This window comes from Luteimonas sp. BLCC-B24, from assembly GCF_028550595.1.
GTDB lineage: Bacteria > Pseudomonadota > Gammaproteobacteria > Xanthomonadales > Xanthomonadaceae > Luteimonas.
Genome location: NZ_JAQQGN010000002.1, coordinates 469363 through 485288, shown reverse-complemented (window position 1 = coordinate 485288; position 15926 = coordinate 469363). Strand labels below are relative to the sequence as shown.

Genomic DNA, 15926 nt, shown 5'->3' with positions numbered 1-15926 from the left:
GCGCGAGCGCGGGCGCGTCCGACCCGTCAGGCCGACGGTCGCCCGACCCGCACAGCAAGAGGCCGCGCAATGCGCGGCCTCTTGCTGTTCACGAATCACCGATCACCTGCCTCACGGCCGCCGTGCCAGCGCCTCTTCATCGCGCGCCTTGGGCAGCAGGTCCTGCTTGGTCACGCGCAGCACGCCGTAGGTCAGCAGCGGGCAGGCGATCAGGATCGACGACAGCGTGGCGACCACCGCGCCCAGCATCTGGGTCAGCGCCAGGCCTTCCAGCGAGCCACCGCCGTAGAGGAACAGCGCGAACACCGACAGGAAGAACACCAGCGAGGTGATGATCGTGCGCGACAGGGTCTGGTTGATCGAGCGGTTGAAGACCTCCAGCGGATCGGCCCGCATGCCGCGGAAGTTCTCGCGCACGCGGTCGAACACCACGATGGTGTCGTTGATCGAGAAGCCCATCACCGACAGCAGGCCGGCGAGCACCGTGAGATCGAACTCGCGCCCGGTCATCGCGAACAGGCCGGCCACCACCAGCACGTCGAACATCGTCGTGATGCTGGCGACCACCGCGAACTTCCACTCGAAGCGGAAGCTGATGTACAGCAGGAAGCCCACCAGCACGAAGATCGCCGCGTAGATCGCGTTCTGGCGCAGATCGCCACTGACCTGGGACCCGATCGACTCGGTGCTCAACACCTGCGCCGGGTTGTCGGGCGTGGACGCCGCCTCCAGCACGTGGCGCGACAGCTCGTCGTTGTCGTTGACGTGGGCGATGTCGTCGGCCGCACGCACGCGGATCAGCAGGTCGTTGCCGCTGCCGAAGGTCTGCACCTGGGCGTTCTGGATCTCCGCCTCCCGCAGGCGCTCACGCACCTCGTCGACGCTGACCGGCTGCGCGAAGCGCACGTTGACCGCGGTGCCGCCGGTGAAGTCGAGCGCGAAATTGAAGCCTTTCACGCCGATCACGGCCAGCGCGCCGAAGAACGCGAGGGCGGCGATGACGATGAAGATGTGGCGGAACCGCATGAAATCGATGCGGGTGTTCGCCGGAACGAGGGTCAACGGGAAAATTTTCATGTCGGTTCTCCCGTCAGATCGCCAGGGACTTGAGCTTCTTGCGCGGCGCGTAGATCAACGTCACCAGCGCACGCGAGACCACGATCGCCGTGAACATTGACGCGATGATGCCGATCACCAGCGTGACCGCGAAGCCCTGCAGCGGACCGGTACCGAAGGCGTAGAGCGCGGTGCCCGCGATGATGCCGGTGAGGTTGGAGTCGAAGATCGTGTCGGACGCTTTCTCGTAACCGGTGACGATCGCCGCCTTGGGCGGCATGCCGGCGCGCAGCTCCTCACGGATACGTTCGTTGATCAGCACGTTGGCGTCGACCGACAGGCCGATCGACAGCGCCAGGCCGGCGAAACCGGGCAAGGACATCGTGGCGCCGAACAGCGACATCACCGCCACCACGATCAGCAGGTTCAGGATCAGCGCCAGGCAGGTGACGATGCCGAACATGCGGTAATAGAACATGAAGAACACGAGCGTGAACATGAAGGCGTAGAGCACGGCGGTGATGCCGCGCTCGACGTTTTCTGCGCCCAGGCTCGGGCCGACGACGCGTTCCTCGACGAAATCCATCGGCGCGGCCAGTGCACCGGCCTTGAGCTGGCGGGCCAGATCGTTGGCCTCGTCGCGGCTCAGACCGGTGGTCTGGAACTCGCGGCCGAACACGCCGCGGATCGTCGACGAGCTGATCACGCGTTCGACGGTGCGCGCCGAGCGCACTTCCTGACCGTCGACGATGCGCACCGTCGGGATGCGCTCGACATAGACGATGCCGAGGCGCTGGCCCACGTTCTCCAGCGTGTGGTCGAGCATGCGCTTGCCGCCGGCGCTGTTGAGCGTGATGCCCACGGCCGGCGTGCCGGTCTGGGAATCGGTCTGCGGATTGGCGTTGATCAGCTGGTCGCCCGAGACCAGGATGCGGCGCGACAGCAGCAGCGGCTGGCCCGCGTCGTTGTAGTAGATGCGCGAATCGGCCGGGATGTTCCCCGACGCCACCGCGGCGCGCGCCTGGTTCTCGTCGCCGGTGACGGCGCGGAACTCGAGCGTGGCGGTCGCGCCGATCAGGCGCTTGGCCTCGGCGGTGTCCTGCAGGCCCGGCAGCTGGATCACGAGGCGATCCTCGCCCTGACGCTGCAACACCGGCTCGGCGACACCGATCGAGTTGATGCGGTTGGAGATCACCGTGCGGTTCTGTTCCACCGCGTCGGTGGCGATGCGCGCGATCTCGCCCTGCGACAGGCGCACGGTGATGCGGTTGCCGTCCACCAGAATCTGCGGCGCGCTGCCGCCCAGGGCCTGGCCGGACGCACCGGCGAGGCTGTTGGCGATCTCGGTGCGGGCGCGGTTGACGTCGGCGCCTTCCACCAGCACCACACCGATGGTGTTGTCGGCGCGGCGTTCGACGCTGGAATAGCCGATGCGGGCTTCGCGCAGCACGGTGCGGATGCCGTCGGCGTAGCCTTCCACGCGCGTCTGCAGCGCCGCGGCCTGGTCCACCTGCATGACGAAATGCACGCCGCCCTGCAGGTCCAGACCCAGCGACATCGGCTTGGCGCCGAGATTGGCGAGCCAGTCCGGCACGGTGGACGCGAGATTGAGCGCCACCGAATAGTTCTCGCCCAGCGCGCCGCGCAGTGCGTCCGAGGCGCGGGTCTGGGTCTCGGAATCCGAAAGGCGCACGAGCAGATGGTCGTCATCGATCTCCGTGCCGACCGGGGTCACGCCGGCCTCGGCCAGCAGACCGTCGACCTGGCGCCGCAGGGCATCGTCGATGCGTGCCTCGCTGGTGCTCGGCGTGATCTGCACCGAGGGATTCTTCTGGTAGGCATTGGGCAACGCGTACAGCGCGGCCAGCACCAGCACCACCAGGATCAGGGCGTATTTCCAGCGGGGAAATTCAAGCATTGCCTTGCCTCGGGCGCCGTGCGTGAGCCGGCGCCGGGAGAGATGACGGAAGAAGCGGAGTCCGGCCTCAGGCCGACTTCAGCGTGCCCTTGGGCAGGACGTTGCCGACCGCGCCCTTCTGCACGCGGATTTCGACGCCGTTGGCCACTTCGACGGAGATGAAGCTGTCGCCGATGTTGCGCACCACGCCGGCGATGCCGCCGTTGGTGATGACCTCGTCGCCCACCGCCAGCTTCTCGAGCATCGCGCGGTGCTCCTTGGTGCGCTTCATCTGCGGACGGATCATCAGGAAGTACATGATCGCGATCAGGATGATCGGGAAGGCCAGCGTCGACAGCAGGCTCGGCGCGGCTGCAGCAGCCGGGGCCGCGGCGTGGGCGGGGGCGATCACAAGGTCCAGCAGATTCATCGGAGCATCCATGGGTCGAAAACGGACAGCGGGCAATTATGGCACGGCCGGGCACGGGCGCAGCCCGGGCCGCCGGTGAATGGGCGGTGACGGGGTCCGGGAGGCGCCCCGGGGGCGGCTCAGGCGTCCGCTGTCGCCATCCGGGCCCGATAGAAGGAGTCGCGGAAGGCGGCGAAGGTTCCCGACGCGATCGCGGCACGCATGTCGGCCATGAGGGACTGGTAGTACCAGAGGTTGTGCAGCGTACCGAGCATCGGCCCGAGCATCTCGCCGCAGCGGTCCAGGTGCCGCAGGTAGGCGCGGGTGAAGCCACCGCTGCAGGCCTCGCAGCCGCAGCCCTCCTCGATCGGGCGCAGGTCCTTCTCGAACTTCGCGTTGCGGATGCGGATCACCCCGGTCGAGGTGAAGAAATGGCCGTTGCGTGCGTTGCGGGTGGGCATCACGCAGTCGAACATGTCGACGCCGCGCGCGACCGCCTCGACCAGATCTTCCGGCCGCCCCACGCCCATCAGATAGCGCGGGCGGTCTTCGGGCAGCTGCGGCGCGGTGTGGTCGAGCATCGCGTTGCGCTCGTCCTCCGTCTCGCCGACCGCGAGGCCGCCGATCGCGTAGCCGTCGAAGCCGATGTCCTTCAGGCCCTCGGCCGAGCGCGTGCGCAGCTCGTGGTGCACGCCGCCCTGGACGATGCCGAACAGCGCGGCGTCGTTGCCCTCGTGCGCGCGCTTGGAGCGCGCGGCCCAGCGCAGCGACAACTCCATCGAGTTCTCGACCACGCGCGGATGCACCGGCTTGCCGTCGATCTGCACCGGGGGGCACTCGTCGAAGATCATCACGATGTCCGAATCGAGCACCTTCTGGATGCGCATGCTCTCCTCGGGCCCGAGAAACACCTTGGCACCATCGGTGGGCGCGGCGAAGGTCACGCCCTCCTCGGTGATCTTGCGCTTGTGCGCCAGCGAGAAGACCTGGAACCCGCCGGAATCGGTGAGGATCGGCTTGTCCCAGCGTGCGAAGCCGTGCAGGCCGCCGTGCGCTTCGATGACGTCCAGGCCCGGCCGCAGATACAGATGGAAGGTGTTGCCGAGGATGATCTCGGCGCCCAGCGCGCGGATCTGCTGCGGCAGCACGCCCTTGACCGTGCCGTAGGTGCCGACCGGCATGAAGGCCGGGGTTTCGATGGTGCCGCGCTGGAACGTCAGGCGCCCGCGGCGCGCGGCGCCGTCGGTGGTCAGCAGGTCGAAGTGCAGTCGGGACATCATGGAGCCGTGATTGGTGATTGGTGATTGGTGATTCGAAAAGGCGGATGGCGCCGGCTGTTGCTGTGCCGAATCACCAATCACCAATTACGAATGACCGCCCCACAGCAACATCGCATCACCGTAGGAAAAGAACCGGTAGCGCGCGCGCACCGCGTGGTTGTACGCGGCGAGGATGCGTTCCCGGCCGGCGAAGGCCGAGACCAGCATCAGCAGGGTCGATTCGGGCAGATGGAAGTTGGTCACCATCGCATCGACGCTGCGGATGCGGTAACCGGGGAAGATGAAGATCCGCGTCTCGCCGGCGAACGGATGCAGCTCGCCGTCGACGCTGGCGCTTTCCAGCGCGCGCACGACCGTGGTGCCGACCGCGATCACCCGCCCGCCGGCCTCGCGCGTGCGGCGGATCTGGGCGACGAGTTCGGCACCGACGTTGAGCCACTCGCTGTGCATGCGGTGCTCGCGGACGTCGTCGACGCGCATCGGCTGGAACGTCCCCGCGCCCACGTGCAGGGTGACGTGGCCGAACTGCACGCCGCGATCGCGCAGCCGCGTCAGCAGCGCATCGTCGAAGTGCAGGCCGGCGGTCGGCGCGGCCACGGCGCCGATCTCGCGGGCGAACACCGTCTGGTAACGCTCGGCGTCGTCCTGCCCCGGCTCGCGGCGGATGTAGGGCGGCAGCGGCATGCGGCCGGCGGTCAGCAGCCAGGATTCCAGCGCGTCGTCGACGTCGAAGCGCAGGTGATAGAAGCCGTCGTCACGCGACAGCACCTCGGCTTCACCTCCGCCGTCGAGCACGATGCGCCCGCCCGGCTTCGGCGCCTTGCTCGCGCCGATCTGCGCCCGCGCCTCGTTGCCGGGCAGCAGACGCTCGATCAGGATCTCGACCCGTCCGCCGCTGGCCTTCTGGCCGAACAGCCGCGCCGGAATCACCCGCGTGTCGTTGAACACCAGCAGATCGCCCGGCTGCAGCAGGTCCGGCAGATCGCGCACGTGGCGGTCATCGAACGCCCCCTCGCCCGGGGGCACCAGCAGCAGTCGGCTGGCCGAGCGCTCGGCCAGCGGCGCCTGCGCGATCAGCGCTTCGGGCAGGTCGAAATGGAAGTCGGACTTCTTCAAGGGACAGGCGGGGGAATGCGGGGCGCCATTGTAATGAAGAAGCCGCCTGCCCCCGATCGCCCCCCGTGCAGCGCCTTTCCCGAGTGCCCCCTCGCGCGCGAGGGCCGGCGCCACGGATCCCGTCAGCCGGCCCCGCCGCATGGCACGAGCGCCTCCCGCTTGCGGCTTACCGCTCGAACTTGGTCGACAGCACGATCGCCGAGGTCGTGCGCTCCACACCTTCGATGCAGCCGATGCGGTCGGTCAACGCGTCCATGTCGGCGACCGTCGGCACCACGCCCAGTGCGATCAGGTCGTAGGGCCCGCTGACCGAATGCAGCGCGCGCACCGCGTCGATCGCGCGCAGCGCGGTCACCACCGGGGTGAGCTGGCGCGGACGCACGGTGATCATGATCTGGGCGCGGATATGGCCCTGTTCGAAGTCGTCGTGCACGCGCACCGTGTAGCCGGTGATCACGCCGTCGCGCTCGAGGCGTTCGATCCGGCTCTGCACCGTGGTGCGCGACAGCCCCAGCCGGCGCGCGATCTCGGCCGTGGACAGGCGGGCGTTCTCGCGCAGCAGGGTCAGCAGGCGGGCGTCGGGCGACTCGATGGGCATGCGGGCGGTGGCTTCGGCGATCCGCCGAAATTCTACGTGGCGATCGGCGTTCCGTCGCTTCCGGCCGACAGGGGCGTCCACATAATGGACCGACCGCCGGCACGCTGCCGCGGCGTCCGGCCCCGCCGGACGCCGTCCGGACACCTGCCAGGCCCTCCCGACGTCCCAAGGAGCGTTCCATGTCCGTGATCGAAATCCTCGCCCCCCTGCGTGCCCACGGCGGCCAGCGCCGCACCACCGGCCTGCCGGACGATGTGCTCGAACGCTTCGCGGCGACGCATCCCGATCTGCTGGACGCCGCCCGCGCCGCCGCCGCGGCCCATGCCGCACTGACGACCGAATTCGCCGACCTGCTCGATCTCGACGAAGACGCGCAGGCACGCGCCGTGCAGGCGGGCTACGTCAACTTCTATCAGAGCGACGCCGTGAACCCCTACGTCGCGCTGGCCGCGCGCGGACCGTGGATCGTCACGCTCAAGGGCGCGGTGCTGCACGATTCGGGCGGCTACGGGATGCTCGGCTTCGGCCACACGCCCAGGGCCGTGATCGAGGCGATGGCGCAGCCGGTGCCGATGGCCAACATCATGACGCCCAGCCTGTCGCAGCTGAAGCTCGACCGTGCGCTGCGCCGCGAGATCGGCCACACCCGCGACGGCGGTTGTCCCTTCAGCCATTTCCTGTGCCTGAACTCCGGCTCGGAATCGGTGGGCCTGGCCGCACGCATCGCCGACATCAACACCCGCACCCAGACCGATCCGGGCGGCCGCCACGCCGGGCGCACGATCAAGCGCGTGGTGGTCAAGGGCAGCTTCCACGGCCGCACCGAACGCCCGGCGCTGTATTCCGATTCCTCGCGCGCGGCCTACAAGAAGTATCTGGCGAGTTTCCGCGACGAGGATTCGCTGATCACCGTACCGCCCTACGATGCCGACGCACTGCGCCAGGTGTTCGCGGACGCGGATGCGAACGGCTGGTTCGTCGAAGCCGTGTTCCTCGAGCCGGTGATGGGCGAAGGCGACCCGGGCCGCGCTCTGCCGCCGGCGTTCTATGCGGCCGCGCGTGAACTCACCCGCGCCCACGGCAGCCTGCTGCTGGTCGATTCGATCCAGGCCGGCCTGCGCGCGCACGGCGTGCTGTCGGTCGTCGACTACCCGGGCTTCGAAGGCCTGGATGCGCCGGACATGGAGACCTATTCCAAGGCGCTCAACGCCGGCCAGTATCCGCTGTCGGTCCTGGCGGTGACCGAGCGCGCCGCGCAGCTCTACAAGAGCGGCGTCTACGGCAACACGATGACCGCCAATCCGCGGGCGCTCGATGTCGCCTGCGCGGTGCTGGCCCAGCTCACGCCCGATGTGCGCGCCAACATCCGCGATGCGGGACGCAAATCGGTCGAAGCGCTCGAGGCATTGAAGGCCGAACTCGGCGGACTGATCACCAAGGTCCAGGGCACCGGCCTGCTGGTTTCCTGCGAACTCGCGCCGCAGTTCAAGTGCTACGGCGCCGGTTCCACCGAGGAATGGCTGCGCGAGCACGGCCTGGGTGTGATCCACGGCGGCGCCAATTCGCTGCGGTTTACCCCGCACTTCAACATCCGCGACGACGAGATCGCGCTGATGGTGGCGATGGTCGGCAAGGCCTTGCGCGACGGCCCGCGACAGACGGCTGCGGCCGCCGCCTGATAAGGTCGCGGCCCCGCGCGGCCGGCACCGGTCTGCGTCCGCCCGGGCGCAGCCGCGGTGTCGATGCCGCCGCGGGCGTCCGGAGGACGTGCACCGGGGCGATCGGCCCGCGTTTTTTCCCGACAGCGTGGTGACCATGATTCGACGTTCCGCCCTGCTCGCACTTCCGTGTGCGGCATTCCTTCTGTCTGCCTGCAGCAGCCTGCCGCCCGCACAGGCCGCGGCGTCTCCGGCCGATGCCGTCCTGCTCGGCCGCCTGTTCGACGCCCGCGCGGGGGTGGTGATCGATCAGGGTGTGGTGGTGATCGCCGGCGAGCGCGTGCACTGCGCCGGTGAGCGCGCGGCCTGCAGCTGGGACGCCACCACCCCGCAGCACGACTACGGCGACGCCTTGCTGCTGCCGGGCCTGATCGACCTGCACGTGCATGCACGGCCGCATTACATCGGCGCGTTCGTGCCCTCCGGCGTCACCACGATCCGCGATGCCGGCAACACCCTCGAAACGCTGGCGCGCCTGCGCGCGACGTCCGGCGCGCCGCGCCTGTTCGCGACCGGACCGCTGCTCGACGGCCCGGTGAGCGTGCTGACGCCCCAGGGGCCGGCCCCGTTCGATGCCGAGACGCTCGGCGGCCAGCCGGCGGTCACGCTGACGTCGCCGGCCGACGCGGACACGGTGATCGATGCGCTCGCCGAGGCAGGCGTCGACTGGATCAAGCTCTACGAACAGCTCTCGCCCGAGGTCTTCGATGCAGCGCTCCAGGCCGCTGCGCGCCACGGCCTGCCGGTGATGGCCGATCTCGGCACCGTGCTGACTCGCGGCCTGACCGGCGCGCAGGTCGATGCGCGCCAGGCCGCGGCCTCCGGCGTGACCACGCTGGAACATCTCGGCGGCACTGCACTCGCGTACGAACGCCTGGGCGGTGATTCGAATGCGGAGACGCTGGACCCCGCACTGCTCGACCGGATCGTCGCCGACCTGGCACAGTCCGGTGTCGCCGTGGTGCCGACGACCGGTAACGGTGCACAGTTCGCCGCGCCCGACAGCCTGCCGCGCGACGATCTGCCGGGGGCCGCGCTGGTGGCCGCCGACTTCAGCGGCTACTGGTCCCATCTGTCCCGCGTGCTCGGCGAGCCCGAGGTGCATGCGCTGGCATGCAGCGATCAGCGCCTGCTCCGTGCAATGCTGCCGCGCCTGCTGGCCGCCGGCGTGCGCATCGGCGCCGGCTCGGATCTGCCCGCCGCACCCTACATGCTGGCCGGCCCCGCCCTGCACCAGGAACTCGACGCGCTGGTCGCGAACGGCCTGACACCGGTGCAGGCGCTGCAGGCGGCGACCCATGTGGCCGCCGACATCCTCGGTCAGGCCGATCTCGGCCGGCTCGAACCCGGCGCACGCGCCGACGTGCTCGTGGTCGCCGGCGATCCGCTGGCCGACATCCGCGCGACGCGTCGGGTGGAGGCGGTCTGGTCGAACGGGGCCCACGTGGATCTGCCGGCCGCATGGGCCGCGGTCGAAGTCGCGTTGCGGACCGCGCGTGCCGAAGCCGAAGCCGAAGCCGAGGCCGAGGCCGAGGCGGAGGCGCGCGGCGGCTGAGGAGCCGTCGCCGGCACGCGATCCACCGGCAACGATCGTCGCGCGCACGGCGGGCGGCAGCACCGGCAGCCGCGCGGATGGCACGTGAGCAGACGACCCGTCGACCGCCGGGTATGCTGCAGGCCCGCACGGCATGGATGCCTCGACGATGTCGAACCCGCGCGTCGCCTCCTGGTTCGCTTCGCTGTCGGCCCGTGTGCGCTGCGGCCGCGATCGCGACCCGCATGTACCGGCGGCGCTGCTGACCGTGCTGGTACTTCCGGCGCTCGTCGCATTGTGCACGCTCGGGTGGCGGGTGGCGGCCGGCCCCGTGACGCCGCGGCCATCGTCGATCGCGACGCGTATCGTGTTCATCACGCCGCGGCCGCCTCCCGTGACGGCAGTCGAACCGACGTTCGACGCGCCGCTCTCCGCGCCGCGGCCGTCCGAGGTCCGTGCAGCCCGCAGACCGACCGCGGTCGCGCCGCGGCCGCCGCCCGATACCGCGCCCCCGTCGACGCCTCCGTCCGCTCCGCTCGACTACGGCAACCTGCTGGGGGCCGTGTCCACGCCCATCGCGGTCGGCGAGGCCCTGCCCTGGGCGCGCCCGGATGCGGGCCGGGAGGCCAGGCCGGCGCGTTTCCGCATGCGTCGGCAGGTCACCCCGGACGACGTGGTGCGCGGTTTCGCGCAACTGGTCGGCTTGTGGCCGCCCGGCTACAGCGACAGCCCGTGTCCCACGCTGAATCGGACCATCGACGATCTCGCCGCCGCGACCGCACTGCGCGCCGGCGAACAGGCGCTGCTGCGCGACGCGGTCGAAGCACGCTCGCGCTATTGCTGAGCCCTCGGCCCTGCGCCCGTTGCGGACGACGCGTCACGCTCGTGCCCGCGATGCGCCGCCCGTTCGCGCGCCGGCGGCGGGTCGCCGGCCGTACCGCGCGCCGCGTTCCCGGCATGGTGGCCGCGACCACCCCGCCACTCATTCCCAGCAGCGGTCCGCACGTCCCTTGAGCGTGGCCGCACGGGTGCAGTCGCGCGGTGCGATCCGCCCTTCGGTGATCTCGCGCAGGCGGCGCTGGCCCGGCCGGGCCCCACGCAGTTCGAACGCGTCGTAGAGGCGACCGGTCGCGGTGCGCGATTCGTAGCGCAGCGTGTCGCCGTCGATGCGGATCACCTGGAACAGCTGGGTGTCCTCGGCGGTGGGATCCATGTCCTGCCGCGCGCGCTCGCCGAGGCGGTACTGCTTGGCGCCTACTACCGACACCAGATACTGCGGGGTGGCGCGGCGCGCATCCTCGCCGCCGCGGCGTCCGTAGACGTGGTCGTGCCCCTGCAGCACCAGGTCCACACGACGGCGCTCGAGCACCGGGAGTACGTGTTCGCGCAGCAGGCGGTTCTCGCGGTCTTGGCGCGGCGAGTACATCGGCTGGTGCACCAGCGCGATCGACCAGCGATGCGGATTGCTCGCGAGGGTGCGGTCGAGCCAGGCGGCCTGGGCTTCCGCCGTGCCGAGATCCAGCGCCGATGTGCCGTCGAGCACCACCACGCGGACACCCTGGTAATCGAACCAGTAGCTCGTCGCCTCGGCGCCGTCCGCACCATTGGCCGGCAGCGCGAAGGTGCGCGTCCAGTGATCACCCAGCACACGGCGCTCCTGCGGCGTGTCTTCGAATTCTTCCCGGTACTCGTGGTTGCCCGGCGCCGGTGCATTGACGACCATCGTCGCCAGCGGGCCGACCGCGTCGAACCACTCGCCCCACTCGTTGTCGTCCTCGCCTTCGCCGCCGCTGACGAGATCACCGGCGAACAGCGCGAGTTTCGCATCCGGTGCGTGGCGCTGCGCCTCGCGCAGCACGCGCGTGCTCAGGCTGGCGTTCTTGTTCTGGGTGTCGCCGAAATACAGCAGCGTCAGCGGCGCCGCAGCCGCCGCGGCCGTGCGCGTGTGCATCCACGGGCTCCAGGTGCCACCGCCCTGCACGCGCCAGGCGTAGAGCGTGTCCGGCTCCAGTCCGTCGACACGCGCGTGATGGAACCGCGCGGCGCCGTTTTCACCGTCGAGCGCGATGGCCGTGGATGCGACGCGGCGGCGTTCGCCCATGTCCGGCGAATCGCCGGCGACGACGATCTCCAGCACCGGCGCATCCACCGATGCCACCGTGCGCCAGGACACACCGAACCCGCGCGCCGCGTCCTCGGCCGGGGTGGCGATCACGCGATCGGGAAAGACGCTCGGCGCATAGCGCATCACCCCGGCGGGCACCAGCGTGTTCGGCTCGACCGTGGTCTCGACCACGCGCTCGGCGAAGGCCGGCGTGGCCAGCAGGCAGACACCGAGAAGCAGCAGGCGCGGCAGACGCGGACGGACGGCGTGGGGCATGGGGTTCCTCTTCTGATGTGTGCACCGCGCGACGGGCGGCGGCGGACCGGGATCGCGGTGCACTGACGCGGAAGCGTCATGCACGCGATGCGAAGCCGTCATGTTGGCGTTCCGAGATGACATCGGCATTGCACCGCGTCGCGCTGACACCGCGCCGACGCCTGCGGTCAACACAACTGTCATCGAGCCGACGCAGACTCCGCCGCCGCGGGGAACGGACAGCGTCGCTGCGCCGCACGCGCGGCCATCCATCCGGCGACACGCCACGCGCGCCGAGGCGACCGCGGCAGTTCCGTATCCGCCTACCCCCTTCATCGGAGCCGACATGTCACCCAAGCGTACCGCCATCGCGACCGCGATCGCCGCCACCCTCGTCCTGGCCTGGAATGCTCCGGCCGCGGCCCAGGCCACGTCCGGCACGGGCATGGCCGCGATGGCCAACACGATCGTCGGCAAGGTCAGCGAGGCGTCTCGCGGCGTGTCGCTCGAAGGCGCGATCGTCACGATCGGCGGCCGTCAGGTCAGCACGGATCGCGAAGGCTTCTTCCGCGTCACCGGACTGGCACCGGGCCGGTATGCGGTGCAGGTGGATTACCTCGGCTACGCGCGTCACGAATCGGAAGTGGAACTGGGCGAGAGCCGCGGTGCCCAGGTCGACATCACCCTGCGCAGCACCGTGGCCGCCACCGACGTGGGCGTGGTCGAGGTGCGCGCCAGCCGTGACGCCCAGGCGATGGCGCTCAACCAGCAGCGCGCCACCACGAACTACGTCAATGTCGTGTCGGCGGATCTGCTGGGCCAGTTTCCCGACAACAACATCGCCGAATCGACCCAGCGCATTCCGGGCGTGTCGATCGAACGCGACCAGGGCGAAGGCCGTTACGTCACCGTGCGCGGCGCGCCCAAGGAATACACCACCGTGTCCATCGACGGGGTGCCGCTGGCCAATCCCGACGCCGCCAGCCGCGGCGTCGAACTCGACACCATTCCCTCGGACGTCATCGCCGCACTCGAAGTCACCAAGGCACTCACGCCGGACATGGACGGCGATGCGATCGCCGGCAACATCAACATCCGCACCCAGAGCGCGCTCGACCGCGAGGGCCTGACCCTGCGCGCCTCGCTGGCCGGCGGCAAGTACCAGCTCGGCGACGGCGAGAACCAGCGCTACAACGCGACCGTCGGCAACCGCTTCGGTGCCGAACAGAACATCGGCGTGCTGCTTTCGGGCTCGATCAGCCGGCAGGGTCGCTTCACCGACAACGTCGAGACGCTGTATCAAGCCGGAGGTGGCGGCTTCCGCCCGAGCGAAGTGCAGATCAAGGACTACGAGGGACTGCGTACGCGCAAGGGCCTGACCGGTCGCTTCGACTACCGCATCAATCCCGATCATCTGCTGACGTTCGTGGCCTCGGACTCGAACTTCGAAGACCGCGAGTTCCGCGACAACCTGGTCATCGCGCTCGACAACTTCGCACCCGGCTCCGGCGAGACCACCGGCCAGGCGCGCGCGACCTTCGACAAGGAACTGCGCGAGCGCACCTACGACAAGAGCATCCGCACCTACAACTTCAGCGGCGAACACTTCCTCGGCGATACCTGGAAGCTCGACTGGCAGGCCTCGCGCAGCGAAGCGACCAAGACCACCAGCCCGCGCATGCAGTACATCTTCCGCTCGACCGTGCGCCCGCAGATGCGCTACGACTACACCAATCCCGACTTCCCCACCTGGACAATCCTCGGCCGCGCGGACGCCCCGGCAACCGGCGTGGACGTGCCGGAGAGCTGGTACGCGTTCCGCCGCCTCAACGACCGGTACGAGTACGGCGAGGAAGACGAGAACGCCCTGCGCGTGGATCTGGGGCGCCCGCAGGCTTTCCTCGGCGACAGCGGCGATGTCCGCTTCGGCGTGCGCCTGCGCCAGCGCGACAAGATGTTCGACGACGAGCGCTACCGCAACGGCAACGCCGCCGATTTCGCCGCGCTGGGCATCACCATGTCGGACATGCTCTGCGACAGCGTGAGCAACAACTTCGATTACTTCCTCACCGGCCGCCGGTTCTGCCGGGACATCTTCGACCGGTATGCGGGCCAGTTGATCAACAGCCCCAACCACGTGCGCCTGATTCCCGACTCGCTGACCGGCGACTACCGCGCGTCCGAAGACGTGCAGGCCGGTTACGTGCGGCTTGACGCCCACTGGAACCGTCTGACCATGATCACCGGCCTGCGCTACGAGCGCACCGAACTCGAGGGCAGCGCGATCCAGTTCGATGCGGACACCGGCGAGGTGATGCCGCAGACCGCAGGCCGGCGCTACGACAACCTGCTTCCGAGCGTGCATCTGCGTTACGAATTCACGCCCGACAGCATCCTGCGCGGCTCGGTGTCCACGGCGCTCAACCGGCCGGACTTCATGCACGTGGCGCCGTATCGCGTGATCAACGAATCTGATGGCAACATCATTCCCGTCAGCGAGGGCAATCCGCTGGTGCGCGAAGCCTACGCGTGGAATGCCGACCTCTCGTTCGAACACTACCTGCGTCCGCTGGGTCTGCTCTCGGCCGCGGTGTTCTACAAGCGCATCGACGACCCGTTGTTCGTCGCCTCGCGCGACGAGGCCATCGGCGCGCAGACGCTGCGCATCACGCGTGCCGAGAACGGCGAGCGCGGGCGCATTCACGGCGCCGAGCTGACCTGGCAGCAGACCTTCGACATGCTGCCCGGCGCGCTCGACGGCCTCGGCGTCTACGCCAACTACACCTACGCCAAGTCCCGCGCCGAGCTGCCGTTCGGCCTCGGCCGGACCGAACTGCCCGGCACCTCGCGCACCAACTACAACCTGGCGCTCACCTACGAGAAGTACGGGCTCAACGCGCGTCTGGCCTACAACTACCGCTCGAAATTCATCCAGACCTTCGATATCAGCGAGCCCGAACTCAACGTGTACTGGGACGAACGCGCGAGCCTGGATTTCTCGGCGAGCTATGCACTGGGCCTGGGCTGGAGCCTGTTCGGCGAGGTCAACAACATCCGGGACACCCGGCAGATCCGCTTCCAGGGCCAGCGCAACCGCGTGCTGGAGATGGAGGGCTTCGGTCGCTCGTGGCTGGCGGGCGTGCGCTACCAGTTCTAAGCTCTCCAGGTTCCGGGCGAAGAAGCCGGCCACCGTGCCGGCTTTCTTCGTTGCGTCCCCGCCTGCACGCCCACACGCCGGGAGGACGCATCCGCCGCGCTGTCCTATCCTGTGCGTCCGTCCGTGCCCGGGTCCTTGCATGAAGATCGTCGAAGTCCGCCATCCGCTGGTCCAGCACAAGCTCGGCCTGATGCGCCGCGCCGACAACAGCACCAAGACGTTCCGCGAACTCTCGGCGGAAGTGGCGACGCTGCTGACCTACGAGGCGACGGCGGATCTGGAGACCGAGGACGCCGAGGTCCCCGGCTGGGCCGGGCCGGTGCAGGTGCGCCGGATCAAGGGCCGCAAGATCACCCTGGTGCCGATCCTGCGCGCGGGCATCGGCATGCTGCCGGGCGTGCTCGAACTGATTCCGGCGGCGAAAGTCAGCGTGGTCGGCATCAAGCGCGACGAGGATTCGCTGGAAGCCGTGCCCTATTACGAAAATCTGGTCGGCGACATGGCCGACCGTACCGCCCTGATTCTCGACCCCATGCTGGCGACCGGCGGCACCCTGATCGCGACCGTCGCCATGCTCAAGGCCGCCGGCGCAAGCCGCATCAAGGGCCTGTTCCTGGTCGCTGCGCCCGAGGGCCTCGCAGCGCTGGACGCCGTGCATCCCGATGTCGAGGTCTACACCGCCTCGATCGACGAGCGCCTTAACGAGAAGGGCTACATCCTGCCCGGCCTCGGCGACGCGGGCGACAAGATCTTCGGCACCCGGGTGGATTGAGTCCTGCCGCGTCCGTTCGCGCCTGGTCTG

Annotated in this window: 12 protein-coding genes; 5 read left to right on the top strand and 7 right to left on the bottom strand. The window is 69.3% G+C overall.

Annotated features, from left to right (window positions below):
* Positions 1-111: 111 nt before the first annotated feature.
* The 6 genes from secF to PQS31_RS06540 form a co-directional block, all read right to left on the bottom strand.
* A complete protein-coding gene (gene secF, locus PQS31_RS06565) occupies positions 112-1077 on the bottom strand; it encodes a protein translocase subunit SecF (protein ID WP_272761860.1) in 966 nt (321 codons plus the stop codon).
* Between the two features lie 13 nt (positions 1078-1090).
* Positions 1091-2974 (bottom strand): protein translocase subunit SecD, encoded by a 1884-nt coding sequence (gene secD / locus PQS31_RS06560; protein WP_272761859.1) that lies wholly within the window; start codon positions 2972-2974, stop codon positions 1091-1093.
* Positions 2975-3041: 67 nt separating this feature from the next.
* Positions 3042-3383 (bottom strand): preprotein translocase subunit YajC, encoded by a 342-nt coding sequence (gene yajC, locus PQS31_RS06555; RefSeq protein WP_096209499.1) that lies wholly within the window; start codon positions 3381-3383, stop codon positions 3042-3044.
* A gap of 119 nt (positions 3384-3502) precedes the next feature.
* Positions 3503-4639 (bottom strand): tRNA guanosine(34) transglycosylase Tgt, encoded by a 1137-nt coding sequence (gene tgt, locus PQS31_RS06550; RefSeq protein WP_272761858.1) that lies wholly within the window; start codon positions 4637-4639, stop codon positions 3503-3505.
* An 87-nt stretch (positions 4640-4726) separates the two neighbouring features.
* A complete protein-coding gene (queA, locus tag PQS31_RS06545) occupies positions 4727-5758 on the bottom strand; it encodes a tRNA preQ1(34) S-adenosylmethionine ribosyltransferase-isomerase QueA (protein ID WP_272761857.1) in 1032 nt (343 codons plus the stop codon).
* 166 nt (positions 5759-5924) lie between these two features.
* Positions 5925-6356: an Lrp/AsnC family transcriptional regulator gene (locus PQS31_RS06540; RefSeq protein ID WP_272761856.1), complete on the bottom strand. Its 432-nt coding sequence runs from the start codon at positions 6354-6356 to the stop codon at positions 5925-5927.
* Positions 6357-6535: 179 nt separating this feature from the next.
* Between PQS31_RS06540 and PQS31_RS06535 the strand changes: the two genes are divergently transcribed.
* From PQS31_RS06535 to PQS31_RS06525, 3 genes are all read left to right on the top strand, one after another.
* Entirely contained in the window at positions 6536-8035 is a 1500-nt protein-coding gene (locus tag PQS31_RS06535; RefSeq protein WP_272761855.1) for an aminotransferase class III-fold pyridoxal phosphate-dependent enzyme, read from the top strand.
* Between the two features lie 136 nt (positions 8036-8171).
* Positions 8172-9629, top strand: a complete 1458-nt coding sequence (locus tag PQS31_RS06530) for an amidohydrolase family protein (RefSeq protein ID WP_272761854.1) — start codon at positions 8172-8174, stop codon at positions 9627-9629.
* Positions 9630-9777: 148 nt separating this feature from the next.
* On the top strand, positions 9778-10452 hold the full coding sequence (locus tag PQS31_RS06525) for a hypothetical protein (protein ID WP_272761852.1): 675 nt from the start codon (positions 9778-9780) through the stop codon (positions 10450-10452).
* Between the two features lie 138 nt (positions 10453-10590).
* Here PQS31_RS06525 and PQS31_RS06520 read toward each other — a convergent pair whose 3' ends face one another.
* Complete coding sequence (locus PQS31_RS06520) at positions 10591-11988, bottom strand: metallophosphoesterase family protein (RefSeq protein ID WP_336314329.1); 1398 nt, start codon at positions 11986-11988, stop codon at positions 10591-10593.
* Positions 11989-12313: 325 nt separating this feature from the next.
* Between PQS31_RS06520 and PQS31_RS06515 the strand changes: the two genes are divergently transcribed.
* Together PQS31_RS06515 and upp are read left to right on the top strand one after the other, a co-directional pair.
* The gene (locus tag PQS31_RS06515; RefSeq protein ID WP_272761851.1) at positions 12314-15124 is read left to right on the top strand and encodes a TonB-dependent receptor; all 2811 of its coding nucleotides are present in this window, start codon (positions 12314-12316) and stop codon (positions 15122-15124) included.
* Between the two features lie 139 nt (positions 15125-15263).
* Positions 15264-15896 carry a uracil phosphoribosyltransferase gene (gene upp / locus PQS31_RS06510; RefSeq protein ID WP_272761850.1) on the top strand — a complete coding sequence of 211 codons (633 nt, stop codon included), beginning with the start codon at positions 15264-15266 and terminating at the stop codon, positions 15894-15896.
* Positions 15897-15926: the final 30 nt, after the last annotated feature.

Excerpts from the sequence above, each read along its gene's own strand:
- secF (WP_272761860.1), bottom strand. The coding sequence starts at position 1,077 with ATGAAAATTTTCCCGTTGACCCTCGTTCCGGCGAACACCCGCATCGAT.
- secD (WP_272761859.1), bottom strand. The coding sequence starts at position 2,974 with ATGCTTGAATTTCCCCGCTGGAAATACGCCCTGATCCTGGTGGTGCTG.
- yajC (WP_096209499.1), bottom strand. The coding sequence starts at position 3,383 with ATGAATCTGCTGGACCTTGTGATCGCCCCCGCCCACGCCGCGGCCCCG.
- tgt (WP_272761858.1), bottom strand. The coding sequence starts at position 4,639 with ATGTCCCGACTGCACTTCGACCTGCTGACCACCGACGGCGCCGCGCGC.
- PQS31_RS06540 (WP_272761856.1), bottom strand. The coding sequence starts at position 6,356 with ATGCCCATCGAGTCGCCCGACGCCCGCCTGCTGACCCTGCTGCGCGAG.
- PQS31_RS06535 (WP_272761855.1), top strand. The coding sequence starts at position 6,536 with ATGTCCGTGATCGAAATCCTCGCCCCCCTGCGTGCCCACGGCGGCCAG.
- PQS31_RS06530 (WP_272761854.1), top strand. The coding sequence starts at position 8,172 with ATGATTCGACGTTCCGCCCTGCTCGCACTTCCGTGTGCGGCATTCCTT.
- PQS31_RS06525 (WP_272761852.1), top strand. The coding sequence starts at position 9,778 with ATGTCGAACCCGCGCGTCGCCTCCTGGTTCGCTTCGCTGTCGGCCCGT.
- PQS31_RS06520 (WP_336314329.1), bottom strand. The coding sequence starts at position 11,988 with ATGCCCCACGCCGTCCGTCCGCGTCTGCCGCGCCTGCTGCTTCTCGGT.
- PQS31_RS06515 (WP_272761851.1), top strand. The coding sequence starts at position 12,314 with ATGTCACCCAAGCGTACCGCCATCGCGACCGCGATCGCCGCCACCCTC.
- upp (WP_272761850.1), top strand. The coding sequence starts at position 15,264 with ATGAAGATCGTCGAAGTCCGCCATCCGCTGGTCCAGCACAAGCTCGGC.